General features: G+C 51.9%; 17 protein-coding genes, 2 rRNA genes and 2 pseudogenes. 11 read left to right on the top strand and 10 right to left on the bottom strand.

Going from position 1 to position 22,123, the window contains the following annotated elements:
- Nucleotides 1–313 precede the first annotated feature (313 nt).
- The 4 genes from J7445_RS08985 (at nucleotide 314) to J7445_RS08970 (ending at nucleotide 4,690) form a co-directional block, all read left to right on the top strand.
- Nucleotides 314–3,205 (top strand): 23S ribosomal RNA (locus J7445_RS08985).
- A 93-nt stretch (nucleotides 3,206–3,298) separates the two neighbouring features.
- Nucleotides 3,299–3,412 (top strand): 5S ribosomal RNA (gene rrf / locus J7445_RS08980).
- A 348-nt stretch (nucleotides 3,413–3,760) separates the two neighbouring features.
- Nucleotides 3,761–4,051 carry a ComEA family DNA-binding protein gene (locus J7445_RS08975; RefSeq protein WP_209283013.1) on the top strand — a complete coding sequence of 97 codons (291 nt, stop codon included), beginning with the start codon at nucleotides 3,761–3,763 and terminating at the stop codon, nucleotides 4,049–4,051.
- Nucleotides 4,052–4,225: 174 nt separating this feature from the next.
- The gene (locus J7445_RS08970; protein WP_019271154.1) at nucleotides 4,226–4,690 is read left to right on the top strand and encodes a type IV pilin protein; all 465 of its coding nucleotides are present in this window, start codon (nucleotides 4,226–4,228) and stop codon (nucleotides 4,688–4,690) included.
- Between the two features lie 150 nt (nucleotides 4,691–4,840).
- Here J7445_RS08970 and J7445_RS08965 read toward each other — a convergent pair whose 3' ends face one another.
- From J7445_RS08965 to J7445_RS12365, 5 genes are all read right to left on the bottom strand, one after another.
- The gene (locus J7445_RS08965) at nucleotides 4,841–5,380 is read right to left on the bottom strand and encodes an IS3 family transposase (protein WP_209283012.1); all 540 of its coding nucleotides are present in this window, start codon (nucleotides 5,378–5,380) and stop codon (nucleotides 4,841–4,843) included.
- Nucleotides 5,311–5,739 (bottom strand): IS3 family transposase, encoded by a 429-nt coding sequence (locus tag J7445_RS08960; protein WP_209283011.1) that lies wholly within the window; start codon nucleotides 5,737–5,739, stop codon nucleotides 5,311–5,313. The genes J7445_RS08965 and J7445_RS08960 overlap by 70 nt, the downstream gene beginning before the upstream one ends.
- Nucleotides 5,643–5,993, bottom strand: a complete 351-nt coding sequence (locus tag J7445_RS08955) for a helix-turn-helix domain-containing protein (RefSeq protein WP_244969474.1) — start codon at nucleotides 5,991–5,993, stop codon at nucleotides 5,643–5,645. The genes J7445_RS08960 and J7445_RS08955 overlap by 97 nt, the downstream gene beginning before the upstream one ends.
- A 92-nt stretch (nucleotides 5,994–6,085) precedes the next feature.
- Nucleotides 6,086–7,399: an NCS2 family permease gene (locus J7445_RS08950; RefSeq protein ID WP_019270964.1), complete on the bottom strand. Its 1,314-nt coding sequence runs from the start codon at nucleotides 7,397–7,399 to the stop codon at nucleotides 6,086–6,088.
- 233 nt (nucleotides 7,400–7,632) lie between these two features.
- The gene (locus J7445_RS12365; RefSeq protein WP_209283009.1) at nucleotides 7,633–9,651 is read right to left on the bottom strand and encodes a YadA C-terminal domain-containing protein; all 2,019 of its coding nucleotides are present in this window, start codon (nucleotides 9,649–9,651) and stop codon (nucleotides 7,633–7,635) included.
- 663 nt (nucleotides 9,652–10,314) lie between these two features.
- On the opposite strand from J7445_RS12365, the gene J7445_RS08940 reads away from it, so the two are divergent.
- Nucleotides 10,315–11,247 carry an AEC family transporter gene (locus tag J7445_RS08940; protein WP_019270966.1) on the top strand — a complete coding sequence of 311 codons (933 nt, stop codon included), beginning with the start codon at nucleotides 10,315–10,317 and terminating at the stop codon, nucleotides 11,245–11,247.
- Between the two features lie 172 nt (nucleotides 11,248–11,419).
- Here J7445_RS08940 and J7445_RS08935 read toward each other — a convergent pair.
- Together J7445_RS08935 and hemL are read right to left on the bottom strand one after the other, a co-directional pair.
- A pseudogene (locus J7445_RS08935) lies at nucleotides 11,420–11,536 on the bottom strand (IS5/IS1182 family transposase); the annotation flags it as partial.
- A 105-nt stretch (nucleotides 11,537–11,641) separates the two neighbouring features.
- Complete coding sequence (gene hemL, locus J7445_RS08930) at nucleotides 11,642–12,925, bottom strand: glutamate-1-semialdehyde 2,1-aminomutase (protein ID WP_070655882.1); 1,284 nt, start codon at nucleotides 12,923–12,925, stop codon at nucleotides 11,642–11,644.
- Nucleotides 12,926–13,138: 213 nt separating this feature from the next.
- Here hemL and J7445_RS08925 point away from each other — a divergent pair, with 213 nt between their 5' ends.
- Nucleotides 13,139–13,546 carry a hypothetical protein gene (locus tag J7445_RS08925; RefSeq protein WP_070655884.1) on the top strand — a complete coding sequence of 136 codons (408 nt, stop codon included), beginning with the start codon at nucleotides 13,139–13,141 and terminating at the stop codon, nucleotides 13,544–13,546.
- Nucleotides 13,547–13,747: 201 nt separating this feature from the next.
- The gene (gene miaB, locus J7445_RS08920) at nucleotides 13,748–15,076 is read left to right on the top strand and encodes a tRNA (N6-isopentenyl adenosine(37)-C2)-methylthiotransferase MiaB (RefSeq protein WP_003743791.1); all 1,329 of its coding nucleotides are present in this window, start codon (nucleotides 13,748–13,750) and stop codon (nucleotides 15,074–15,076) included.
- Nucleotides 15,077–15,313: 237 nt separating this feature from the next.
- On the opposite strand, the gene ileS is transcribed toward miaB, so the two are convergent.
- Nucleotides 15,314–18,106: an isoleucine--tRNA ligase gene (gene ileS, locus J7445_RS08915; protein WP_070655886.1), complete on the bottom strand. Its 2,793-nt coding sequence runs from the start codon at nucleotides 18,104–18,106 to the stop codon at nucleotides 15,314–15,316.
- A 234-nt stretch (nucleotides 18,107–18,340) separates the two neighbouring features.
- Nucleotides 18,341–18,448 (bottom strand): annotated as a pseudogene (locus J7445_RS12590) (IS5/IS1182 family transposase); the annotation flags it as partial.
- A 32-nt stretch (nucleotides 18,449–18,480) separates the two neighbouring features.
- Here J7445_RS12590 and J7445_RS08910 point away from each other — a divergent pair.
- The 4 genes from J7445_RS08910 to J7445_RS08895 all read left to right on the top strand — a co-directional run bounded on the left by J7445_RS08910 (nucleotide 18,481) and on the right by J7445_RS08895 (nucleotide 21,490).
- Nucleotides 18,481–18,711 carry a ChuX/HutX family heme-like substrate-binding protein gene (locus J7445_RS08910; protein ID WP_070655888.1) on the top strand — a complete coding sequence of 77 codons (231 nt, stop codon included), beginning with the start codon at nucleotides 18,481–18,483 and terminating at the stop codon, nucleotides 18,709–18,711.
- Between the two features lie 84 nt (nucleotides 18,712–18,795).
- Nucleotides 18,796–19,584, top strand: coding sequence for a heme/hemin ABC transporter substrate-binding protein (locus J7445_RS08905; RefSeq protein WP_070655889.1), 789 nt, complete (start codon nucleotides 18,796–18,798; stop codon nucleotides 19,582–19,584).
- A gap of 228 nt (nucleotides 19,585–19,812) precedes the next feature.
- Nucleotides 19,813–20,745, top strand: a complete 933-nt coding sequence (locus J7445_RS08900; protein WP_070655891.1) for a FecCD family ABC transporter permease — start codon at nucleotides 19,813–19,815, stop codon at nucleotides 20,743–20,745.
- A gap of 1 nt (nucleotide 20,746) precedes the next feature.
- Nucleotides 20,747–21,490 (top strand): ABC transporter ATP-binding protein, encoded by a 744-nt coding sequence (locus J7445_RS08895; RefSeq protein WP_070655892.1) that lies wholly within the window; start codon nucleotides 20,747–20,749, stop codon nucleotides 21,488–21,490.
- Between the two features lie 111 nt (nucleotides 21,491–21,601).
- Here J7445_RS08895 and J7445_RS08890 read toward each other — a convergent pair whose 3' ends face one another.
- The gene (locus tag J7445_RS08890; protein ID WP_070655893.1) at nucleotides 21,602–22,120 is read right to left on the bottom strand and encodes a gluconokinase, GntK/IdnK-type; all 519 of its coding nucleotides are present in this window, start codon (nucleotides 22,118–22,120) and stop codon (nucleotides 21,602–21,604) included.
- Nucleotides 22,121–22,123: the final 3 nt, after the last annotated feature.

The following is a 22,123-nucleotide window of genomic DNA, read 5'->3' as shown; positions in this document are numbered from 1 at the left end:
CATTTTGATTTGCGAAGTAAATAGCAATATTGAACGCATCGATCTTTAACAAATTGGAAAGCCGAAATCAACAAACAAAGACAATGTGTCTGTTTTTGATGATTGACCGATTGCAAACGGTCAGTTGTCTCCTGGATAGGAAAAGAAAAACAGGTGCAGTATTTGGGTGATGATTGTATCGACTTAATCCCGAAAGACAAAAGGCGGGATTAAGACACAACAAGCAGTAAGCTTTATCAAAGTAGGAAATTCAAGTTTGATGTTCTCGTCAACGGAATGTCAGGCAAAGTCAGAGAAGTTCTTGAAATGATAGAGTCAAGTGAATAAGTGCATCAGGTGGATGCCTTGGCGATGATAGGCGACGAAGGACGTGTAAGCCTGCGAAAAGCGTGGGGGAGCTGGCAATAAAGCTATGATCCCGCGATGTCCGAATGGGGAAACCCACTGCATTCTGTGCAGTATCCTAAGTTGAATACATAGACTTAGAGAAGCGAACCCGGAGAACTGAACCATCTAAGTACCCGGAGGAAAAGAAATCAACCGAGATTCCGCAAGTAGTGGCGAGCGAACGCGGAGGAGCCTGTACGTGATAACTGTTGAGATAGAAGAACAAGCTGGGAAGCTTGACCATAGTGGGTGATAGTCCCGTATTCGAAATCTCAACAGTGGTACTAAGCGTACGAAAAGTAGGGCGGGACACGTGAAATCCTGTCTGAATATGGGGGGACCATCCTCCAAGGCTAAATACTCATCATCGACCGATAGTGAACCAGTACCGTGAGGGAAAGGCGAAAAGAACCCCGGGAGGGGAGTGAAATAGAACCTGAAACCTGATGCATACAAACAGTGGGAGCACCCTTGTGGTGTGACTGCGTACCTTTTGTATAATGGGTCAACGACTTACATTCAGTAGCGAGCTTAACCGAATAGGGGAGGCGTAGGGAAACCGAGTCTTAATAGGGCGAACAGTTGCTGGGTGTAGACCCGAAACCGAGTGATCTATCCATGGCCAGGTTGAAGGTGCCGTAACAGGTACTGGAGGACCGAACCCACGCATGTTGCAAAATGCGGGGATGAGCTGTGGATAGGGGTGAAAGGCTAAACAAACTCGGAGATAGCTGGTTCTCCCCGAAAACTATTTAGGTAGTGCCTCGAGCAAGACACTGATGGGGGTAAAGCACTGTTATGGCTAGGGGGTTATTGCAACTTACCAACCCATGGCAAACTAAGAATACCATCAAGTGGTTCCTCGGGAGACAGACAGCGGGTGCTAACGTCCGTTGTCAAGAGGGAAACAACCCAGACCGCCAGCTAAGGTCCCAAATGATAGATTAAGTGGTAAACGAAGTGGGAAGGCCCAGACAGCCAGGATGTTGGCTTAGAAGCAGCCATCATTTAAAGAAAGCGTAATAGCTCACTGGTCGAGTCGTCCTGCGCGGAAGATGTAACGGGGCTCAAATCTATAACCGAAGCTGCGGATGCTAGTTTACTAGCATGGTAGGGGAGCGTTCTGTAGGCCGATGAAGGTGCATTGTAAAGTGTGCTGGAGGTATCAGAAGTGCGAATGTTGACATGAGTAGCGATAAAGCGGGTGAAAAGCCCGCTCGCCGAAAGCCCAAGGTTTCCTACGCAACGTTCATCGGCGTAGGGTGAGTCGGCCCCTAAGGCGAGGCAGAAATGCGTAGTCGATGGGAAACAGGTTAATATTCCTGTACTTGATTCAAATGCGATGTGGGGACGGAGAAGGTTAGGTTAGCAAGCTGTTGGAATAGCTTGTTTAAGCCGGTAGGTGGAAGACTTAGGCAAATCCGGGTCTTCTTAACACCGAGAAGTGACGACGAGTGTCTACGGACATGAAGTAACCGATACCACGCTTCCAGGAAAAGCCACTAAGCTTCAGTTTGAATTGAACCGTACCGCAAACCGACACAGGTGGGCAGGATGAGAATTCTAAGGCGCTTGAGAGAACTCGGGAGAAGGAACTCGGCAAATTGATACCGTAACTTCGGGAGAAGGTATGCCCTCTAAGGTTAAGGACTTGCTCCGTAAGCCCTGGAGGGTCGCAGAGAATAGGTGGCTGCGACTGTTTATTAAAAACACAGCACTCTGCTAACACGAAAGTGGACGTATAGGGTGTGACGCCTGCCCGGTGCTGGAAGGTTAATTGAAGATGTGAGAGCATCGGATCGAAGCCCCAGTAAACGGCGGCCGTAACTATAACGGTCCTAAGGTAGCGAAATTCCTTGTCGGGTAAGTTCCGACCCGCACGAATGGCGTAACGATGGCCACACTGTCTCCTCCCGAGACTCAGCGAAGTTGAAGTGGTTGTGAAGATGCAATCTACCCGCTGCTAGACGGAAAGACCCCGTGAACCTTTACTGTAGCTTTGCATTGGACTTTGAAGTCACTTGTGTAGGATAGGTGGGAGGCTTTGAAGCAGAGACGCCAGTCTCTGTGGAGCCGTCCTTGAAATACCACCCTGGTGTCTTTGAGGTTCTAACCCAGACCCGTTATCCGGGTCGGGGACCGTGCATGGTAGGCAGTTTGACTGGGGCGGTCTCCTCCCAAAGAGTAACGGAGGAGTTCGAAGGTTACCTAGGTCCGGTCGGAAATCGGACTGATAGTGCAATGGCAAAAGGTAGCTTAACTGCGAGACCGACAAGTCGAGCAGGTGCGAAAGCAGGACATAGTGATCCGGTGGTTCTGTATGGAAGGGCCATCGCTCAACGGATAAAAGGTACTCCGGGGATAACAGGCTGATTCCGCCCAAGAGTTCATATCGACGGCGGAGTTTGGCACCTCGATGTCGGCTCATCACATCCTGGGGCTGTAGTCGGTCCCAAGGGTATGGCTGTTCGCCATTTAAAGTGGTACGTGAGCTGGGTTTAAAACGTCGTGAGACAGTTTGGTCCCTATCTGCAGTGGGCGTTGGAAGTTTGACGGGGGCTGCTCCTAGTACGAGAGGACCGGAGTGGACGAACCTCTGGTGTACCGGTTGTAACGCCAGTTGCATAGCCGGGTAGCTAAGTTCGGAAGAGATAAGCGCTGAAAGCATCTAAGCGCGAAACTCGCCTGAAGATGAGACTTCCCTTGCGGTTTAACCGCACTAAAGAGTCGTTCGAGACCAGGACGTTGATAGGTGGGGTGTGGAAGCGCGGTAACGCGTGAAGCTAACCCATACTAATTGCTCGTGAGGCTTGACTCTATCATTTGAAGAACTTCAAATAAAAAGCTTACTGACTGATTCAGTCATCACCGAATATATTGATTGAGGCTTTACCGATTTGTACAGTTTAAGTTTGGCGGCCATAGCGAGTTGGTCCCACGCCTTCCCATCCCGAACAGGACCGTGAAACGACTCAGCGCCGATGATAGTGTGGTTCTTCCATGCGAAAGTAGGTCACTGCCAAACACCTATTCTAAGCCCCCGACAGATGTCGGGGGCTTTTACTTTGAATCGTTGACAAGTTTGGCGAACCGGACCCTCCTGCCTTGATAGCGGCGGTGGGGCGGAATGGGGTAATACTCCGAATGCTCCGGTTGCAGAAGAATGGACTTTTGAGAATGTGGATGGGGCCGCTTCGAAATTGAGGTGGGTTAGTAGATGTTGTAGAATCAATACATTGAGAGATAGTAAAGTTAGAAATATTTAAAATTGTTTGAATTAAAATGATGTAAAGTATATGATGATAAGATATATAGTGGTAACGTCTCCCCGGTGTTACCGTCCATATTAACGAAATGATAGGAAAACGCCCTTATGAAAAAACTCCTCTTTGCCGCACTCTCCGTTTTAACTGCCTCGCTGTCGCTGGCAGCCGTCAACATCAATACCGCCTCTTCTTCCGAATTGGAAGCCCTGCCCGGCATCGGTCCGGCCAAAGCGAAAGCCATTGTGGACTACCGTCAGCAGCATGGTGCCTTCAAATCGGTGGAAGAGCTCAAAAACGTCAAAGGCATCGGCGAGGGTATCTTCTCCAAACTGAAGGCCGAAGCAACCGTCGCGCCCGCACCTGCAAACTCAAAAGCTAAAAACGCCGTCCAAAAGTAAATTAACTGGGAGCATTAAGACAAGGAATTTGAGATGTAGGCTGGTATTCTGCCTGGAAGAAAATATGGGTGGCCTTAGTCAGTCTGAAAGTAAGTGTTGTAAACCCAAAAGGTTTCTTATACAAAAGGATATATATTGAAATTGGGTGATGAAATTATCAATAGGTAATAAATTATGAATAAAGAAAATTGTAAAGGGTATTCTCTTACTCAATTAATCTTTGTAATTGCAATAATTGGGTTCTTAACTTCAATAGCTTATCCAAGTTATCAAAAATATCTTAGAGACTCAGAAATACGTCAGGCTCTAGCAGCGCTTGTTGAGAGTGCTCAGTTTATGGAGCGATTTTATCAGCAGAATGGTAGTTTCAAGAAAACTTCTACAGCGTGGCCTGATTTACCTAACTCGCGGAGTTTAGAAAACTTTTGTATTTATCCTCATGGGCTTGCTAGAGGCGCGTTAGATGGGAAATTTACTTTAAAGGCAGTTGCATTGGATAAAAATAAAGAACCTAGGGTAATAAAGATTAATGAATCTCTAACGACTTTTATTTGTGAGAGTACTGCTAGTTCTTGTGATGATGTTACGAAAAACTATTTTTCTGGTGCAGATAAAAACTGTTCCGTATATCGGCTTTAAGAGAGTTTGTGCAGTTATTACTGAATGGTTTATACGTCTATTTAAACTAATATTAATTAATAGAGCCTGAGCCACTACTTATTATATATAAAAGGTCGTCTGAAAACTTGTGAACTGCCCCCCAAATCTTGGACACTCATAAAAGCCTTTTCAGGCGCTCTGTGCAAGCTGGGTTCTGTATGCGACAGGACTCAGCTTTTTCAATTTCAAACTGCAACGCTCCCGGTTGTAGTAATCCATATAGTCATCTATCTGCTTCATCAATTCATCTACCGTCAATTCACCTGCGTTATAGAAACACTCCGTCTTCAACACCGCAAAGAAGCTTTCCATCGGCGCATTGTCCCAACAGTTCGCCTTACGCGACATGCTTTGAACCATGGAATGCTCCGCAAGCAATTCCCTATACCCCGCCGTACGGTACAGCACACCCTGGTCGGAATGCAGCATCGTTCCTTTCTTATCAGTCAGACCGGGTGCGGCCTTTTCGAGCATTTCCTTCACCATTTCGCTGTTAGCATTGCGGCTCATGGCGTAGGCGACGATCTCGCGGTTGAACAGGTCCAAGATTGGTGAGAGGTACAGTTTGCCGTCCTTTCCTTTGAGTTCGGTCACGTCGGTCAGCCATTTTTCGTTGGGCTTTCGGGCTTTGAACCGGCGTTTGAGGAGGTGTTCCGATATTTCGCCCATGGCGGGATGGCGGTAGGCTTTTTCGCCCGTATAAGGGCTTTCAGCCCCAACTGCTTCATCAACCTCGCTGCTTTTTTGCGGTTCCAATCCAATGCTGCGGCAATGCGCCTTTGCCCGTAGCGTCCTTTATGCCGTTCGTAGATTTCGGCGATAAGGGCTTTGTCGGCTGCATCGGGGTCGGGTCGGTCTTGGTGGTGGTAGTAAAAGCTGCTTTTGGGCAGGTTTGCGATGTGCAGCAGGTATTTGAGCGGATGTTGCGCCCTCAGTGTTTGGACGGTTTGGCTTTGTCCTTTGCGGTCTGCTTTTGGCTGAGGGCTTTTAACTCCTTTAGGTAGGCGACCTCTGCGCGCATATAGCACAACTCTTCGATAAGCTCTGCCTGTGTTTTTTCGTTGTCGGGTTTGTCGGCGATGAAGGGGTTTTTGCGGTGGTCGGTCATGGTTTTGGATTGGGGATGTTCGAGTGCGCCGATGCCGCCTTCTTGATAGGCGCGTATCCATCGCCGCAGGTGGGTTCGGGAAATGCCGTAATGGTCTGCGGTACGCTGTTGGCTGCGTATGTGCAGGTAGTGGAGTACGGCTTGGTATTTGAAGTGTAATGTATATTTGCTCATAAAAAAACTGCACCTTGCGAGTTGGAGGGGATGTGTCCAACTTTTGGGGTGCAGTTCAGGTTTTTTCAGACGATCTTTCTGCAAATGGGGCATTAGCCTCCTAAATACCAGAATTTCAACGCCCACAATACGGCAACTATCCACACCATAGGTGGTACGTCTTTCACGCGGTTGCACAAAAGTTTAATCACTGCATAGCTGATAAAGCCGAAGGCGATGCCGTCTGCAATCGAATAGGTAAACGGCATGAACACGATGGTCAGGAAAGCGGGGGCGGCTTCGGTCATGTCGTCCCAGTCGATTTCACGCGCGCTACGCAGCATTTGCGCACCAACGTAGAGCAGCGCAGGCGCTGTGGCGAAACCGGGGATGCTCTGCACCAGCGGTGAGAAAATCAGACACGCCAACATCAATACGCCGACGGTTACGGCAGTCAGACCGGTGCGGCCGCCTGCGGCAACACCCGCCGCACTTTCGACATACGGCGTGGTTGAAGACGTACCCAGTGCGGCACCGGCTACGATGGCGGTCGAGTCGGCGAACAGGGCGCGTTTCAGACGAGGCAGTTTGCCGTCTTCCAGCAGGCCTGCTCGGTGGGAAACACCGACCAGCGTGCCGGTGGAGTCAAACAAATCAACCAGGAAAAAGACGAAAATTACGCTGACCATGCTGAGGGTAAAGAGGCCGTTGAAATCCATCTTCATGAAAGTCGGCGCGATACTTGGAATTTCGCCGATTACGCCTTTAAACTCGCTCAAGCCCAGCAGGGTGGAAATGGCAGTAATCGTCAGAATGGTCAGGATAATCGCCCCTTTGATGCGGAAATGCCCCAAAGCCACCACCATGGCGAAGCCCGCCAATACCAAGAGCGCGGCAGGTTGGTGGATGTCGCCCAGTTTCACCAAAGTCGCGTCGCTGGCAACGATAATGCCGGAACCTTTGAGTGCAATCAGCGACAGAAACAGTCCGATACCGGCGGCAATCGACATTTTCAAACCCATAGGCAGCGCGTTCACCAGCATTTCGCGCACCTTGAAAAAGCTGAATAAAATGAAAATGATGCCGGAAACGAATACCGCGCCCAAAGCCACCTGCCAGGGTACGCCCATGCCTTTGACGACGGCGAAAGTAAAGTAGGCGTTCAAGCCCATACCCGGCGCGAGCGCAATCGGATAGTTGCCGACGAAGCCCATCACGAAGCAGCCGATGGCGGAAGCGATACAGGTGGCGACGAATACTGCGCCCATGTCCATGCCCGTTTCGCCGAGAATCAGCGGATTGACGATGATGATGTAGCACATGGCGAGGAAGGTGGTCAGCCCAGCCGTCAGCTCCGTGCGTACATTCGTGCCGTTTGCGCTTAAATTGAATATGCGCTCCAGCACATTTTGATTTGAAGTAGTCATGATTTATGCTTTTCAAAAAAAAGGAAATTTGCGGGCGGTATTATACTGAAAACGCTTTGTTATCGGGTGAAAAATTGTCAACATTTCGGTTGAAATGGTTTGAGAAAAGGTCGTCTGAAAATCAGAGTTGGGTTTTCAGACGACCTTTGGGCATTTTTTCTTTCAAAGATTAAATGCATAAAAAACCCGCAGCCGAAGCTGCGGGTCAATTTAGGTCAGTTCTACGAAGAATATTACCATTCGTAGTTCAAACCTACGTTGTAAGATGCAGAGCCGCCTGAAGAGGTACCCACTGCAAGACCGGCCTTGGCTGCAAAGTTTTCATTGAAGCGGTAGCCTGCACCGACTGCAACTGCGGTGTCAGATTTGAAACCACCCAAAGCAGCGGTAACGTTGAATTTACCGACGCTGTAAGGTTGGAACAGGCCGCTGAGGGCTGCTTGTGCTGCCAGGCCCTGACGGGTCTCTTTACGCAGGTTTGCTACGTTTTTATCCAAGCTGTCGATGCGAGCTGAGTTTTTAGCAATACCTGCAGCGTGTTGGTTGCTTGCTGTTTGCAGCGTAGCAATATCGGTAGCGTGTTGGTTGCTTGCTGTTTGCAGTGTAACAATATCGGCTTTGTTAGTTTCAACTTGTGCTGCATTTGCATCAGCAGCCTTTTGTGCAGCTTGAGCAGAATCCGCGGCAGTTTTAGCTGATTTTTTAGCAACTTCAACAGAACCTTGTACAGATTGAGCTAATTCTTTAGCTTCAATAGCTTTGATTCTGATTCCTTCCACATCCTTTTTATCAGCTTTGTTTTCAATTGCTGTTTTATTGCTATCAATGTCTTCTTCAAGAGCAGCGATTGCCTCTTTGGTTGAATCACCCAATTCAGTTACCGCATCACCGATGTCGTTAACTTTTTTGCCCATATCGGCAGTGTATTTCACCAATTCGTCAACATCAGCTTTGTCGGCTTTGGTTGCAATTGCTTCTTTGTTGGCATCAATTGCTGCTTTGTTGACGTCGATTTCTTTACGATTGTCTTCTACAGCTTCTGCCGCAAGCCCCAAGCCCTTCGTCAAACCAACGATGTCTTGTTTATTGGCATCGATGTCTTTTTCAACAGCAGCGATTGCCTCTTTGGTTGAATCACCCAATTCAGTTACCGCATCACCGATGTCGTTAACTTTTTTGCCCATATCGGCAGTGTATTCCACCAATTTGTCAACATCAGCTTTGTCGGCTTTCGTGGCGATTGCTGTTTTGTTGGTTTCGATTGCCGCTTTATTGGCATCAATTTCTTTACGATTGTCTTCTACAGCTTCTGCCGCAAGCCCCAAGCCCTTCGTCAAACCAACGATGTCCTGTTCAACAGTAGCGATTGCCTCCTTGGTTGAATCACCCAATTCAGTTACCGTATCACCGATATCGTTAACTTTTTTGCCCATATCGGCAGTGTATTCCACCAATTTGTCAACATCAGCTTTGTCGGCTTTCGTGGCGATTGCTGTTTTGTTGGTTTCGATTGCCGCTTTATTGGCATCAATTTCTTTACGATTGTCTTCTACAGCTTCTGCCGCAAGCCCCAAGCCCTTTGTCAAACCAACGATGTCCTGTTCAACAGTAGCGATTGCCTCCTTGGTTGAATCACCCAATTCAGTTACCGTATCACCGATATCGTTAACTTTTTTGCCCATATCGGCAGTGTATTCCACCAATTTGTCAACATCAGCTTTGTCGGCTTTCGTGGCGATTGCTGTTTTGTTGGTTTCGATTGCCGCTTTATTGGCATTTACATCTGCGCTGATGGTATTAACGACTTCTGCAGTTTTCACCAATGCTTCGCTGTTTTCGTTGACGGTTTCAGTCAAGTCACCCAATGCTTCATCGTGTGCTGCGACAACTTCTTTCAAGCCCAGTCCTTTAAACTCATCGGCTTCAACATCTTCATTAGTGGCTTCGCGGACGGTTTTGTTGCCATTAGCATCAGTTGTGATGAAATTTGAACCAGATGCAAAACCATTAATGGTTTGTTCTAACTCTAAGGTTTTCAAAAGCAGGGCATCGCTATCTTTTTTGAAAGTCAGCTTACCGGTATCTTTATCATATGTTGTGCCTTCGCCGAAGACAGTAAAAAACGCTGCTTGACCTTGATCGTCTTTGCCGCCAACCGCTGCTGCAAAGTTTTGTTCAGCCGCTCCCGCTGCGCCGCTTGCTACGGCTGCCGTAACAGCCATGCTCAATACTTTTACATTGAATTTTTTCATGTTTTTTACCTTTGTATGGTGGGTGTAGGGACGTTGATGCTTTTCCGGCGGCTCCCCGTAAACTGTAAAAGGATTATGCCGTTTCGGGCTGGAACTTAATAATCGCCAAGAAAAGTTTCAATGCATATTGTAAAAGTACGAAATTAAAAATCAAGGCTTGTGTAATTTTTTATAGTGGGAACAGGGGCGCATAGGCCTGTATTCTTCGATTTTTTTGAAATGTATTTTGATGCAATAAATTGCAATAGAATAATAAGCATATGAAATATATGATATTTTAATTTGATTTTTGGGTTTTTTGATGGGTATTACCTTGTTTGGTAGAAAATATTTTAAATTTCTATTTTTATCAATTTGTGGGGAAAAAGCGACGAACGGTATTTTTATCTGACTATTAGGATGCATTTGGCATTTTACTACTACAAGTAAATGTTTTAATTTTTGTAAAGACTTCTCTTGCGTATGAGGATGATGTACTTGTTGTCGGAAAGGCTCTGGTATTCTGGCATAAGGCTTAAATAGGTTTCAGACGACCCTTTTGCTTTTTATTTATAGGGGTCTGCATAGTGATGGCGATATAGCTTGGAAAACCGGGGCTTTATGGATAACGAAAGCTGCGATTTGCTATAGAATTCCTTTTCTATATTCAGATACGGATAAGCTATGGAAACCGCCCTGCTCCTTGCCGGCAAAATCACCGAGCTGACCCTGATTGTCCTGATGGGCATGGCGTTGGTGAAGTTTAAGCTTCTGAATTCCGAACACAGCCGCACGCTCTCCGTCATCGCGCTCTACCTCATCAGCCCGTCGGTGATGATTCACGCTTTCCAAATCGAGAACACGCCCGACATCGTTGACGGGTTGAAACTCTCGGTCGCCTTGGCGGTCGTGTTCCACATCCTGCTGATTGCGCTGGGCAGGCTTTTCAAAACTGTGTTTAAGCTCGATACGCTCGAACACGCTGCCACGGTTTACACCAATTCCGGCAACCTCATCATCCCGCTGGTAATGTCCATTTTCGGACCGCAATGGGTGATTTACACCAGCGGCTTCATCATCGTCCAAATGTTCCTTTTCTGGACGCACCTGCGCCTGCTGCTTTGCGGGCGCGGCAATCTTGCGTGGAAAACCGTACTGACCAACATCAACATCCTTTCCATCTTTATCGGCGTGTTCATGTTTGCTTTCCAAATCAAACTGCCGCACATCATCGACAATACGCTCGCTACTGTCGGCAGCATGATAGGCCCAGTCGCCATGCTCGTTGCCGGAATGTTGATTGCCTCGCTGCCGCTCAAAGAAATCGTCCTCTCCAAACGGATTTACCTCGTCGCCTTCCTGCGCCTGATACTTATCCCGCTGATTCTGTTGGTGTTTGTCAAAGTTTCAGGCATAGCCCGCTTGGGCGGACACAGCGATACCGTCGTCCTTATCAGCTTCCTCGCCACCGTCAGCCCCGCCGCGTCCACCGTTACCCAAATGGCGATGGTTTATGGTCAAAACGCCCGTAAAGCCAGCGCGATTTACGGCATCACGACGCTGCTGTGCGTCATCACCATGCCGCTGATGATTGCGTTGTATCAAGCGATGGTTTAAAAGGGGAGGGCAAGGCAAGGTCGTCTGAAAGCCTGAATTCAGGCTTTCAGACGACCTTGCCTTTAAAGCAGATATGATTTTTGTTTCCTGTATGCCGCAGAATGTTGGCCTTCGATGCGGCTGCTTCCTGATTACAGCGTTGTCGAATACCGACATCAGACTTGCGGGAGGCGATAAGGTATAGTGGATTAAATTTAAACCAGTACGGCGTTGCCTCGCCTTGCCGTACTATTTGTACTGTCTGCGGCTTTGTCGCCTTGTCCTGATTTAAATTTAATCCACTATATTTTCGGGTATCGCTTCAAATTTAAAAGGTTGTCTGAAAACCTAAATTCGAGTTTTCAGACAACCTTTGCTATGTAAATCACACCTGCTTCTGCGGATGCGCTTCGCCCTACTTCGCCATTTCCGCGAACACTTGGTGCGCGGTGGCGATGGTTTCGTCAATCAGCTCGGGCGTGTGCGCGGCGGAGACGAAGCCTGCTTCGTAGGCGGACGGGCCGAAGGCGGTGTTGCGGTCGAGCATACCGTGGAAGAAGCGTTTGAAGGCGTCGATATTGGAGCGCGCCATGTCGCCGTAGTTTTGCGGGGTGTGTGCGGCGAAATACAGACCGAACATACCGCCCACGCTGTCGGCGGTGAACTCGATGTTGTGTGCTTTGGCGGCGGCGGCAAGCCCGTCGGCGAGGCGGCAGGTCAAGGCGGTCAGGTTTTCGTAGAAGCCTTCGCGCTGGATGATTTCGAGCGTTTTCAAGCCGGCGGCGACGGCAATCGGGTTGCCTGATAATGTGCCTGCCTGATACACGCCGCCCAACGGGGAAATACATTCCATGATGTCTTTGCGTCCGCCGAACGCGGCAAGCGGCATACCGCCGCCGATGACTTTGCCCATCGTGGTCAGGTCGGGCGTGATGCCGTGCAGCGACTGCGCGCCGCCGAGCGCGACGCGGAAGCCGGTCATCACTTCGTCGTAAATCAACACGGCGCCGTGTTTTTCGGTCAATTCGCGCAGGGCTTTGACGAAGGCTTCGGTCGGGCGGACCAGGTTCATATTGCCGACGAAGGGTTCGAGGATGACGCAGGCGATTTCGTCGCCGTTGCGGGCGAACGCTTCTTCGAGTTGGGCGATGTTGTTGTATTCGAGGACTAAGGTGTGTTTGGTGAAATCGGCGGGAACGCCTGCGGAAGACGGGTTGCCGAAGGTAAGCAGGCCGCTGCCGGCTTTGACGAGCAGGCTGTCGGAATGGCCGTGGTAGCAGCCTTCGAATTTGATGATTTTGTCTCGTCCGGTAAAGCCGCGTGCGAGGCGGATGGCGGTCATGGTCGCTTCGGTGCCGGAGCTGACGAGGCGCAGCCGTTCGACCGACGGCATGATTTTGGCGATTTCTTCGGCGATGACGATTTCGCCTTCGGTGGGCGCGCCGAACGACAAACCGCCCAAGGCGGCTTCGCGCACGGCTTCGATGACTTCGGGGTGCGCGTGTCCGACAATCGCAGGCCCCCACGAACCGACGTAATCGGTGTAGCGCGTGCCGTTTTCGTCCCAAACATACGCGCCTTCGGCTTTTTTGATGAAGCGCGGTACGCCGCCGACGCTGCCGAATGCGCGGACGGGGGAGTTTACGCCGCCGGGGATGATGGCTTTGGCGCGGTCAAACAGGGTTTCGTTACGGTTCATAGCGGATTCTTTCTGAGGTCGTCTGAAAAATAAGCGGTATTTTATCATCAGATTGCCCGCGCCAGCCGTTTCAGACGACCCCTAAAGCCCAAACCGCCAAGACTTGAACTCTGTATCTGAAAATGAAAATTGTTCTGTAAAAACAATCACTCTGTTCATATTTGAAGCGTTTGTGCTATAATCCGCACCCATTTATACCATAAAGAAAACATCATGTTACGCGGATTCATTTTAATGCTTACCCTTTTGGTTTCCACCGTCTCCTACGCCGCCCAGCGCAGGCTGCCGAGCGATATGGACGCGGCGGTTTTGAAACAGGTCGAACTGCCTTATCTGAAAGTGAGCCGTGGCGGCTTCTCATGGACGCGCCTCTTGACGCTGGGCATTGCCGACGGCAATTCCGCCAAGCTGCAAATCACCCGTTTCACCAAAATCCACGACGAAAACGACCGCTTCATCCCGATGGGGCGGCTGGCAGGCAAAACCGGCAAAACCATCGCGTTCAAACACAACGACACCAACGCCCTTGTGCGCGAAGTGTGGGTTTTGACCGACGACGAAGCCTCCCGTTTTACCGCGCAAAAAGAAGTCCGCGACGAGGTTAAAAAAGACGCGCAATAAGCCGTCGTTTGCCCGTTTCAGACGACCCAAACACACACCGCGTGGTTGGCTGTTGCAGCCGCAGCAGCGCAACCGCGCATTTTTGCGCCCTGACGAATCTGCGTTTCAGACGACCTGTCCACGTTCCAAAGGTCGTCTGAAATGAAGATTTTTATAACAATCAGCCCCGCAATTACGGGCTACCTGAGAAAGACACAAACCATGAAAAAAGTATTTATCCGCACCTTCGGCTGCCAAATGAACGAATACGACAGCGAAAAAATGCTCGCCGTACTCGCCGAAGAAAACGGCGGCATCGAACAAGTGACCGAAGCCGACGAAGCCGACATCATCCTCTTCAACACCTGCTCCGTGCGCGAAAAAGCGCAGGAAAAAGTGTTCTCCGACTTAGGCCGCGTGCGCCCGCTCAAAGAAAAAAATCCCGACCTCATCATCGGCGTTGCCGGCTGCGTCGCCTCCCAAGAAGGCGAAAACATCATCAAACGCGCGCCTTATGTGGACGTCGTCTTCGGCCCGCAAACGCTGCACCGCCTGCCCAAAATGATTGTGGATAAAGAAACCAGCGGCCTGTCGCAAGTCGATATTTCCTTCCCCGAAATCGAAAAATTCGACCACCTGCCGCCCGCCCGCGTCGAAGGCGGCGCAGCATTCGTGTCCATTATGGAAGGTTGTTCCAAATACTGCTCGTTCTGCGTCGTCCCCTACACACGCGGCGAAGAGTTCTCCCGCCCGCTGAACGACGTTTTGACCGAAATCGCCAACCTTGCCCAGCAAGGCGTGAAAGAAATCAACCTCTTGGGACAAAACGTCAACGCCTATCGCGGCGAAATGGAAGACGGCGAAATCTGCGATTTTGCCACCCTGCTGCGCATCGTCCACGAAATCCCCGGCATCGAGCGTATGCGCTTTACCACCAGCCACCCGCGCGAGTTTACCGACTCGATTATCGAGTGCTACCGCGACCTGCCCAAGCTGGTGTCGCACCTGCACCTGCCGATTCAAAGCGGTTCCGACCGCGTATTGAGCGCGATGAAACGAGGCTACACCGCCTTGGAATACAAATCCATCATCCGCAAACTGCGCGCCATCCGCCCCGACTTGTGCCTGAGCAGCGACTTCATCGTCGGCTTCCCCGGCGAAACCGAGCGCGAGTTCGAGCAGACCCTGAAGCTGGTGAAAGACATCGCTTTCGATTTGAGCTTCGTCTTCATTTACAGCCCGCGCCCCGGCACACCTGCCGCCAACCTGCCGGACGACACCCCGCATGCCGAAAAAGTGCGCCGCCTCGAAGCCCTGAATGAAGTCATCGAAGCCGAAACCGCCCGCATCAACCAAACCATGATCGGCACCGTACAACGCTGTCTGGTCGAAGGCATCTCCAAAAAAGACCCCGACCAGCTCCAAGCCCGTACCGCCAACAACCGCGTGGTCAACTTCACCGGTACGCCCGACATGATCAACCAAATGATCGATTTGGAAATCACCGAAGCCTACACCTTCTCCCTGCGCGGCAAACCAGTCGAAGCATAAAGCCGTTCCGCCATAGCAAAGGTCGTCTGAAAACCTGTATCTTGGTTTTCAGACGACCTTTTTTCAGACGACCTGAGAGTCTGTCGATATTCAATAATTTCTGTATCTTTTTGTTCTTAAAGCGGCATCTTCCGCGTTGGAAATTCTCGCAAGGTATCCAATCTTGCTGCGGTTTCCAGCTTGATTTTGCCGCTTTTCAAACAAAAATCCACTTCGAAAATCAAATGTCGGCAGCACTTAAGCGTAATGCCGCTCTTCGCCTTTGCCATCGACATTCTCGGCGCAGCGTTTGCAGATGGTTTCATGGCCTGCGACTGAGCCGATGTCGTGGGTGTAGTGCCAGCAGCGTTCGCATTTTTCACCGTCGCTGGCTTTGGCGGTAACGGCAAGTTCGCTGCCGGTTTTGACTTCGACTTTGGACACCAAGAGGGCAAAGCGCAATTCTTCTCCTAAGGCGTTCAGGTAGTCAGCGGTGGCTTCCGGCGCGGTAATTTCGGCTTCTGCCTGCAAGGACGAGCCGACGGTTTTGTCGGCGCGCAAAGGCTCGATGGCGGCGGTTACGGCTTCGCGGGCTTCGCGGACTGCCGTCCATTTTTTCACCAGTTCGGCTTCGGCTTTTTCGTTGATGGGTGGGAACTCGTGCCAAGTGTGGAAGAGGACGCTGTCTTCTTCGCCGCCGCCGATGATGTCCCACGCTTCTTCGCCGGTGAAGCACAAAATCGGTGCAATCAAGAGAACCAGGCTGCGCGTGATGTGATACAGGGCGGTTTGCGCGCTGCGGCGGGCGTGGCTGTCGGCTTGGGTGGTGTAGAGGCGGTCTTTCAGGATGTCGAGGTAGAACGCGCCCAAGTCTTCCGAGCAGAAGGCGACGATGTCTTTCACGGCGAAGTGGAAGGCATAGCGCGGATAGAAGTCGCCTGCCAGACGCTCTTGCAACTGACGCGCCAATACTAAGGCGTAGCGGTCGATTTCGACCATGTCTGCCTGCGGTACGGTGTGTTCGAACGGGTCGAAATCGCTGAGGTTGGCAAACAGGAAGCTCAAGGTGTTGCGGATGCGGCGGTAGCTTTCGGTGACGCGTTTGAGGATTTCTTTAGAAATCGCCAATTCGCCGCTGTAATCGGTGGATGCCGCCCACAGGCGCAGGATGTCGGCGCCGAACTCGTTATAGACTTCTTGCGGCGCGACGACGTTGCCGATGGATTTCGACATTTTGCGGCCGTTTTGGTCAACCACGAAACCGTGGGTCAGAAGCTGTTTGTACGGGGCGCGTCCCATGGAGGAGGCGCAGCCGGTCAGCATGGAGGATTGGAACCAGCCGCGATGTTGGTCGCTGCCTTCGAGGTAGAGGTCGGCGGGCCAGTCCAATTCTTCGCGCTGTTTCAAAACGGAATAATGGGTCGAGCCGGAGTCGAACCATACGTCCATCGTGTCGGAAAGTTTGTCGTAGTTTTCGCAATCTTCCGCGCTCAACAATTCACTTTTATCGAGGGAGAACCATGCTTCAATGCCTTTTTCTTCGATTTTCAGGGCGATTTTTTCCAAAAGCTCGGCGGAGTTCGGATGCAGTTCGCCGGTTTCTTTGTGGACGAAGAAGGTCATCGGCGTGCCCCAGTAGCGTTGGCGCGAAACGACCCAGTCGGGGCGGCCTTCGATCATGGCTTCGAGGCGCGCGCGACCCCAAGACGGGAAGAACTCGGTGTCGTCCACGGCTTTGATGGCTTTGTCGCGCAGGGTTTTGCCGTCGCTGCCGGCTTTGTCCATGCCGATAAACCACTGACCTGTCGCGCGGTAAATCAGCGGGGTTTTATGGCGCCAGCAGTGGGCGTAGCTGTGTTCGATTTTGCTGCTTGCCAAGAGGTTGCCGGTTTCTTCCAGCCATTGCAGGATGACGGGATTCGCCTCCCAAACACTCATGCCTGCGACGCGCGGCGTTTCGCTGATGTATTTGCCTTCGGCGTTGACGGGGTTGTAAAGCTCGATGCCGTATTTGTTGCAGACGGCGTAGTCTTCCAAACCGTGTGCGGGGGCGGTGTGTACCAAGCCCGTACCGGCGTCGGTGGTAACGTGTTCGCCGTTGAGCATGGGAATATCGCGTTCGAGGAACGGATGATTCATGTGCAGGTTTTCCAGCTTGTCACCGGTGGTTTCTGCCAATACTTTCAGGTCGTCTGAAGTAAAACCGTAGCGTTTGAGCGTGTCTTCCGCCAAATCTTTCGCCAATACCAATTTGCCTTTGGGCGTATCAATCAGTTGGTAAACCACGTCCGCACCCGCAGACACGGCTTGGCTCGCAGGCAGCGTCCAAGGCGTGGTCGTCCAGATGACGGCAAACGCTTTGCCTTCGATGCCTGCCAAACCGAATGCGGCGGCAAGCGCGGCGGTGTCTTTAAACGGATAGCCGACATCAATCGCAGGCGATACTTTGTCTTTGTATTCCACTTCCGCTTCAGCCAGCGAAGAGCCGCAGTCCAAGCAGAATTGAACCGGTTTCGCGCCGCGGTAGAGATAGCCCGATTTGTAGATTTCGCCGAGCATACGCACGGTATCCGCCTCGGTTTTGAAATCCATGGTCAGGTAAGGATTGTCCCAGTCGCCCAACACGCCCAGACGGATGAAGTCTTTTTTCTGACGGGCAATCTGTTCGGCGGCATATTCGCGGCACAATTCGCGGAAGCGCGCTTTGGGCATGTCTTTGCCGTGCAGCTTTTCCACCATCACTTCGATGGGCAGACCGTGGCAGTCCCAACCCGGCACATAAGGCGCGTCGAAACCGGCTTGGGTTTTGCTGCGGATAATGATGTCTTTGAGGATTTTGTTGACGGCATGACCGATGTGGATGTCGCCGTTGGCATACGGCGGGCCGTCGTGCAGGATGAATTTCGGACGGCCTTTGGCGATTTCGCGCAGTTTTTGATAGCGTTTGTGCTCGTACCAGCTTTTCAGCCACGCAGGCTCGCGCTTGGCAAGATTGCCGCGCATCGGAAACGGGCTTTCAAGCAGGTTTACGGTTTTGCTGTAATCGGTCATGTTGTGATTCTCTATGGTTTCGGTATTTCGGTTTCAGACGACGTTTCGCTAAGGTCGTCTGAAAAAATGCAAAGGGCTATTGTAGCGGAATTGTATTGTTTTTATAAGGGGTTTGGACGAAAGCTTGGGGCTTGGCGCAAGGGTGGGGAGTCGGTTTTACCGTCATTTTTGCGGTTTGACGGGTTCACATTAAACCGAGGCGGCATAGTCTCGATTTGCTTTGATTTTTCGTTATAGTGGCTTAACTTTAAACCAGTACGGCGTTGCCTCGCCTTGCCGTACTATCTGTACTGTCTGCGGCTTCGTTGCCTTGTCCTGATTTAAATTTAATCCACTATACTTTTTAATGAAGGTTGACCTTAAATTGAAATAAAATGATAATTTATATCATTAACCTTCTAAATATCTTCCTCGACGACGCCAAACTCGCCGAACTTTGGTTCGTCCGCCGTCCGGGCAGCAACGGCATTGTTCACAGCATCGAAGCCTATGACGAACGCCGCAATTTGGTGTTGCAACTGTTTGGCAGACCTGCCGATGCGGAGGCGGAATCCGAAGCGTGGCGCGCGCTGATTGCCGAAGTGCGCCAAACATACGGGCTGTAATCTTTTTTAAATCCACACCTCGTCTGAAACCCCGTTTTGGGTTTTCAGACGACCTCCAAACCCTGCAAACCATACGGAAACATCATGAAAAAAACCATCATCGCCGCCGTCCTGACCCTGCTTGCCGCCCATGCCGCCGCGCAGCGCGTCGTTATCCTGACGCCCGACGTTGCCGACATCGCCGCGAAACTCGGTGCGGATAAAGAAGTCGTCGGCATCCACGAGTTCAACCGCAATCCCGCCTATAAAAACACGCCGTCCATCGGCTTCTACCGCAATTTCTCCGCCGAACCCATCATCGCCAAAAAGCCTGATTTGGTCATCGGAAGCTGGATGGCGAAACCCGACGGCATTTACACCCAACTCAGCCGCGCCGGTGTCAAAGCGGAAAACGTCAATTCAAACGAAACGCTGGAGCAATACCAGCAAAGTTTCGCCCGCATCGGCAAATTGTTGGGCAAGGAAAAGCAGGCGCAGGCTTTGGCGCAGCAGTTTAAAAGCAGTATCAAGGCGCAACCAGCCAACGGCAAACGCTACATCCTCAGCTACGACGGCCGTTATGTTGCGGGTAAAAACACCGTCGGCGACGTGCTTATCCGCTTAGCTGGCGGGACGAACGCGGCGGCTTCGGTGGACGGACTCAAACCGTTCTCGCGCGAAGGCTGGCTAAACGCGAAACCTGACGTCATCATCATCGCCAAACACAATGAAAAAGCCCTCGGCGGCCTCGACAAAATCATGACCCGCCCCGAAATCGCCTCCAGCCCCGCCGGGAAAAACAAACGCATCCTGTTCTGGCAGGCGGACGACTATATGCGCTACGGCCTCTACACGTCCGACATCATCCGCAAGCTGCATGATTTAGGGAAATAAGGAGCGGTCGTCTGAAAGTTGCGTGATGGCATGAAGTCGGATGGGCAATCCGGCTTCTTGTCGGTTTCAGACGACCTTCTTTTGCCGTCGTTGTTTTGGAATGGATGCACATGAAGGCAGCAGCTTTCTGCGTTCGTTTATTGCGAACAGGTCGTCTGAAAAGCAATCAACGGCGAATCCGTCGGCGTTTCGCAGCCGCTGCCGAAATACTCTTCAAAGAATCACAACATGAAAAAATGGCTTCCGGCGTTGCCGGTTTTATCTTTGTTTCTGATCTGGTTTTGCGCCGGAGTGGGCGAGGGGGGGTGGAGCAATCCGCTTGCTGCCGATCCCGTGTTGATGGAAATCCGCCTGCCGCGTATTTTTGTCGCTTTGCTGGTCGGCGCGGCACTTTCCGCCAGCGGTGCGGCGTTGCAGGCGTTGTTTGAAAACCCGCTTGCCGACCCGAGCCTGATCGGTACGTCGGGCGGCGCGGCAATGGGTGTGGTGCTGGCGATTGCGATGGGCTGGAGCATCGCCGTGCCACTGGCGGCATTTTCGGGCGCGTTTGCCGTCTGTATCCTGATTCTGTTCGGACACCGTCTGGTCGGCGGCGGCAAGCTGGGGCTGTTGGTCATGGGTTTTGTGGTCAGCGCTTTGTGCGGCGCGTTGGTCAGCCTGATTCTTTTCCTTTCAGACGACATGGCATTGCGCAGCGCCATGACTTGGCTCTCGGGCAGCTTTTCCGAAGCAGGCTTTGTTTCGCCCGGCTACGCAGGCGGCGTGATGTTGGCGGGTTTGGTCGTGTTGACTGCTGTCGGTCGCCATCTCGACTATCTGCTCTTGGGCGACGAAACGGCGCACACCATGGGCATCAGCGTCGCCGCCACCCGCGTGGCAACCATCATCGGCGCGGCTTTGATGACCGGAGCCGCCGTCTCGCTCGGCGGCATTATCGGTTTCGTCGGCATGATGATACCCAACGTATTGGCGCAAGCAGTCGGCGGCTCGCGCACCCGCCTGATTATCCTGTCCGCCGTCGTCGGTTCGATTTTTATGTTGCTCGCCGATACGTTTGCCCGTTGGGTGGTCTATCCCATCGACCTGCCCGTCGGCATCGTCATCGCCATTTTGGGCGGGCCGTTTTTCCTGTGGCTGATTGTCAAAGACCAAAGGAGCTGACATGGCATTGCTGATCGAAAACTGCACCGTCAAAGCCGGAAAACGCACCATCCTGTCTTTGGACCGCGCCGAATTTCCCCAATGCGCCGTCAGCGCGGTCATCGGACCCAACGGCGCGGGCAAGTCCACCCTGCTCAAACAGTTCCTCTACCATCCGCAAGCAAGCTGGTGTGGAACGCCCATGAAGGACGCGCTCAGGCAACATAAAATCGCCTGGGTCGGGCAACACGAACATTTCAACCTCCCCATGACCTTGTCTGAATACGTCCTCATCGGACGATACCCCAAACTCGCCTGGTATCGGCGGCCCAAACAGGCGGACACCCGACGCGCCCAAACCCTGCTCGAGCATTTCGACCTCGCCGACCTGCAACACAAACGCATCCAAACCCTCTCCGGCGGCGAACAGCAACGCGCCGCCGTCATCCGCGCGCTGTTGCAGGATGCCGAAGTCCTCTTTCTTGATGAGCCGACCAACCATCTCGACGTCCGCTATCAACACAGCCTGATGCAGCACCTCACCACCTTGCCCGAACAAGGCATGACCGTCGTCATGGTGTTGCACGACCTCAACCTCGCCGGCCACTACGCCAGCCACATCACGCTGATGAAAAACGGCAGCATCACCGCCGCAGGCGCAACCGCCGACATCATGGACGCCGAACGCCTCAGCCAAACCTACGACTGGCGCATCCTCGAATGCACCGCCAACGGCAAAACGTGGTTTCAGGCGGAGACTTTGTGAGGGGTCGTCTGAAAAGCGGTTGTATCGCGGGTGGTTTGTAAAATGAATCTCCGCAAAAAGGTCGTCTGAAATTTTCAGACGACCTTCCTTATACCTATTTACACGCTTTCTTCACAACAAACCTTCCGCTTTAACCCAAGCCAAAATATCGGCTTCTACGGCTTCGGGCGAACCGGGGTTGTCGATTTTGACGCCGTATTCGTCCGCGCCGAGTTCTTCCAGAATTTTCAGTTGCGAATCCAGCATTCCCGCCTTCATGTAATGCCCTTGGCGCGCCATCATGCGCTCGAGGTTGATGGCTTGCGGCGGTGTCAGGTGGATGAAGGCGGTTGTGCCTTGCGCGCCGCGCAGGATGTCGCGGTATTGGCGCTTCAAGGCGGAGCAGGTAACGATGGTGTACGCCGCGCCGCTTTGCGCCTGTTCCGTCATCCAGTCGCGCAGGTTGCGCAGCCACGGATAGCGGTCTTCGTCGGTCAGCGGGATGCCCGCGCCCATTTTGTCGCGGTTGGCTTGGGTGTGGAAATCGTCGCCTTCGGCGTAGGGGCATCGGTTGAGGTGTTTTTGCAGGGACAGGGCGGCGGTGGTTTTGCCGCAGCCGCAAACACCCATCATCACAAAATGCGTCGTCATGTT

It is taken from the genome of Neisseria sicca (genome assembly GCF_017753665.1).
GTDB lineage: Bacteria > Pseudomonadota > Gammaproteobacteria > Burkholderiales > Neisseriaceae > Neisseria > Neisseria flava.
The sequence above is the reverse complement of the archived record's forward strand: the minus strand, read 5'-3'. Positions and strand labels throughout refer to the sequence as shown.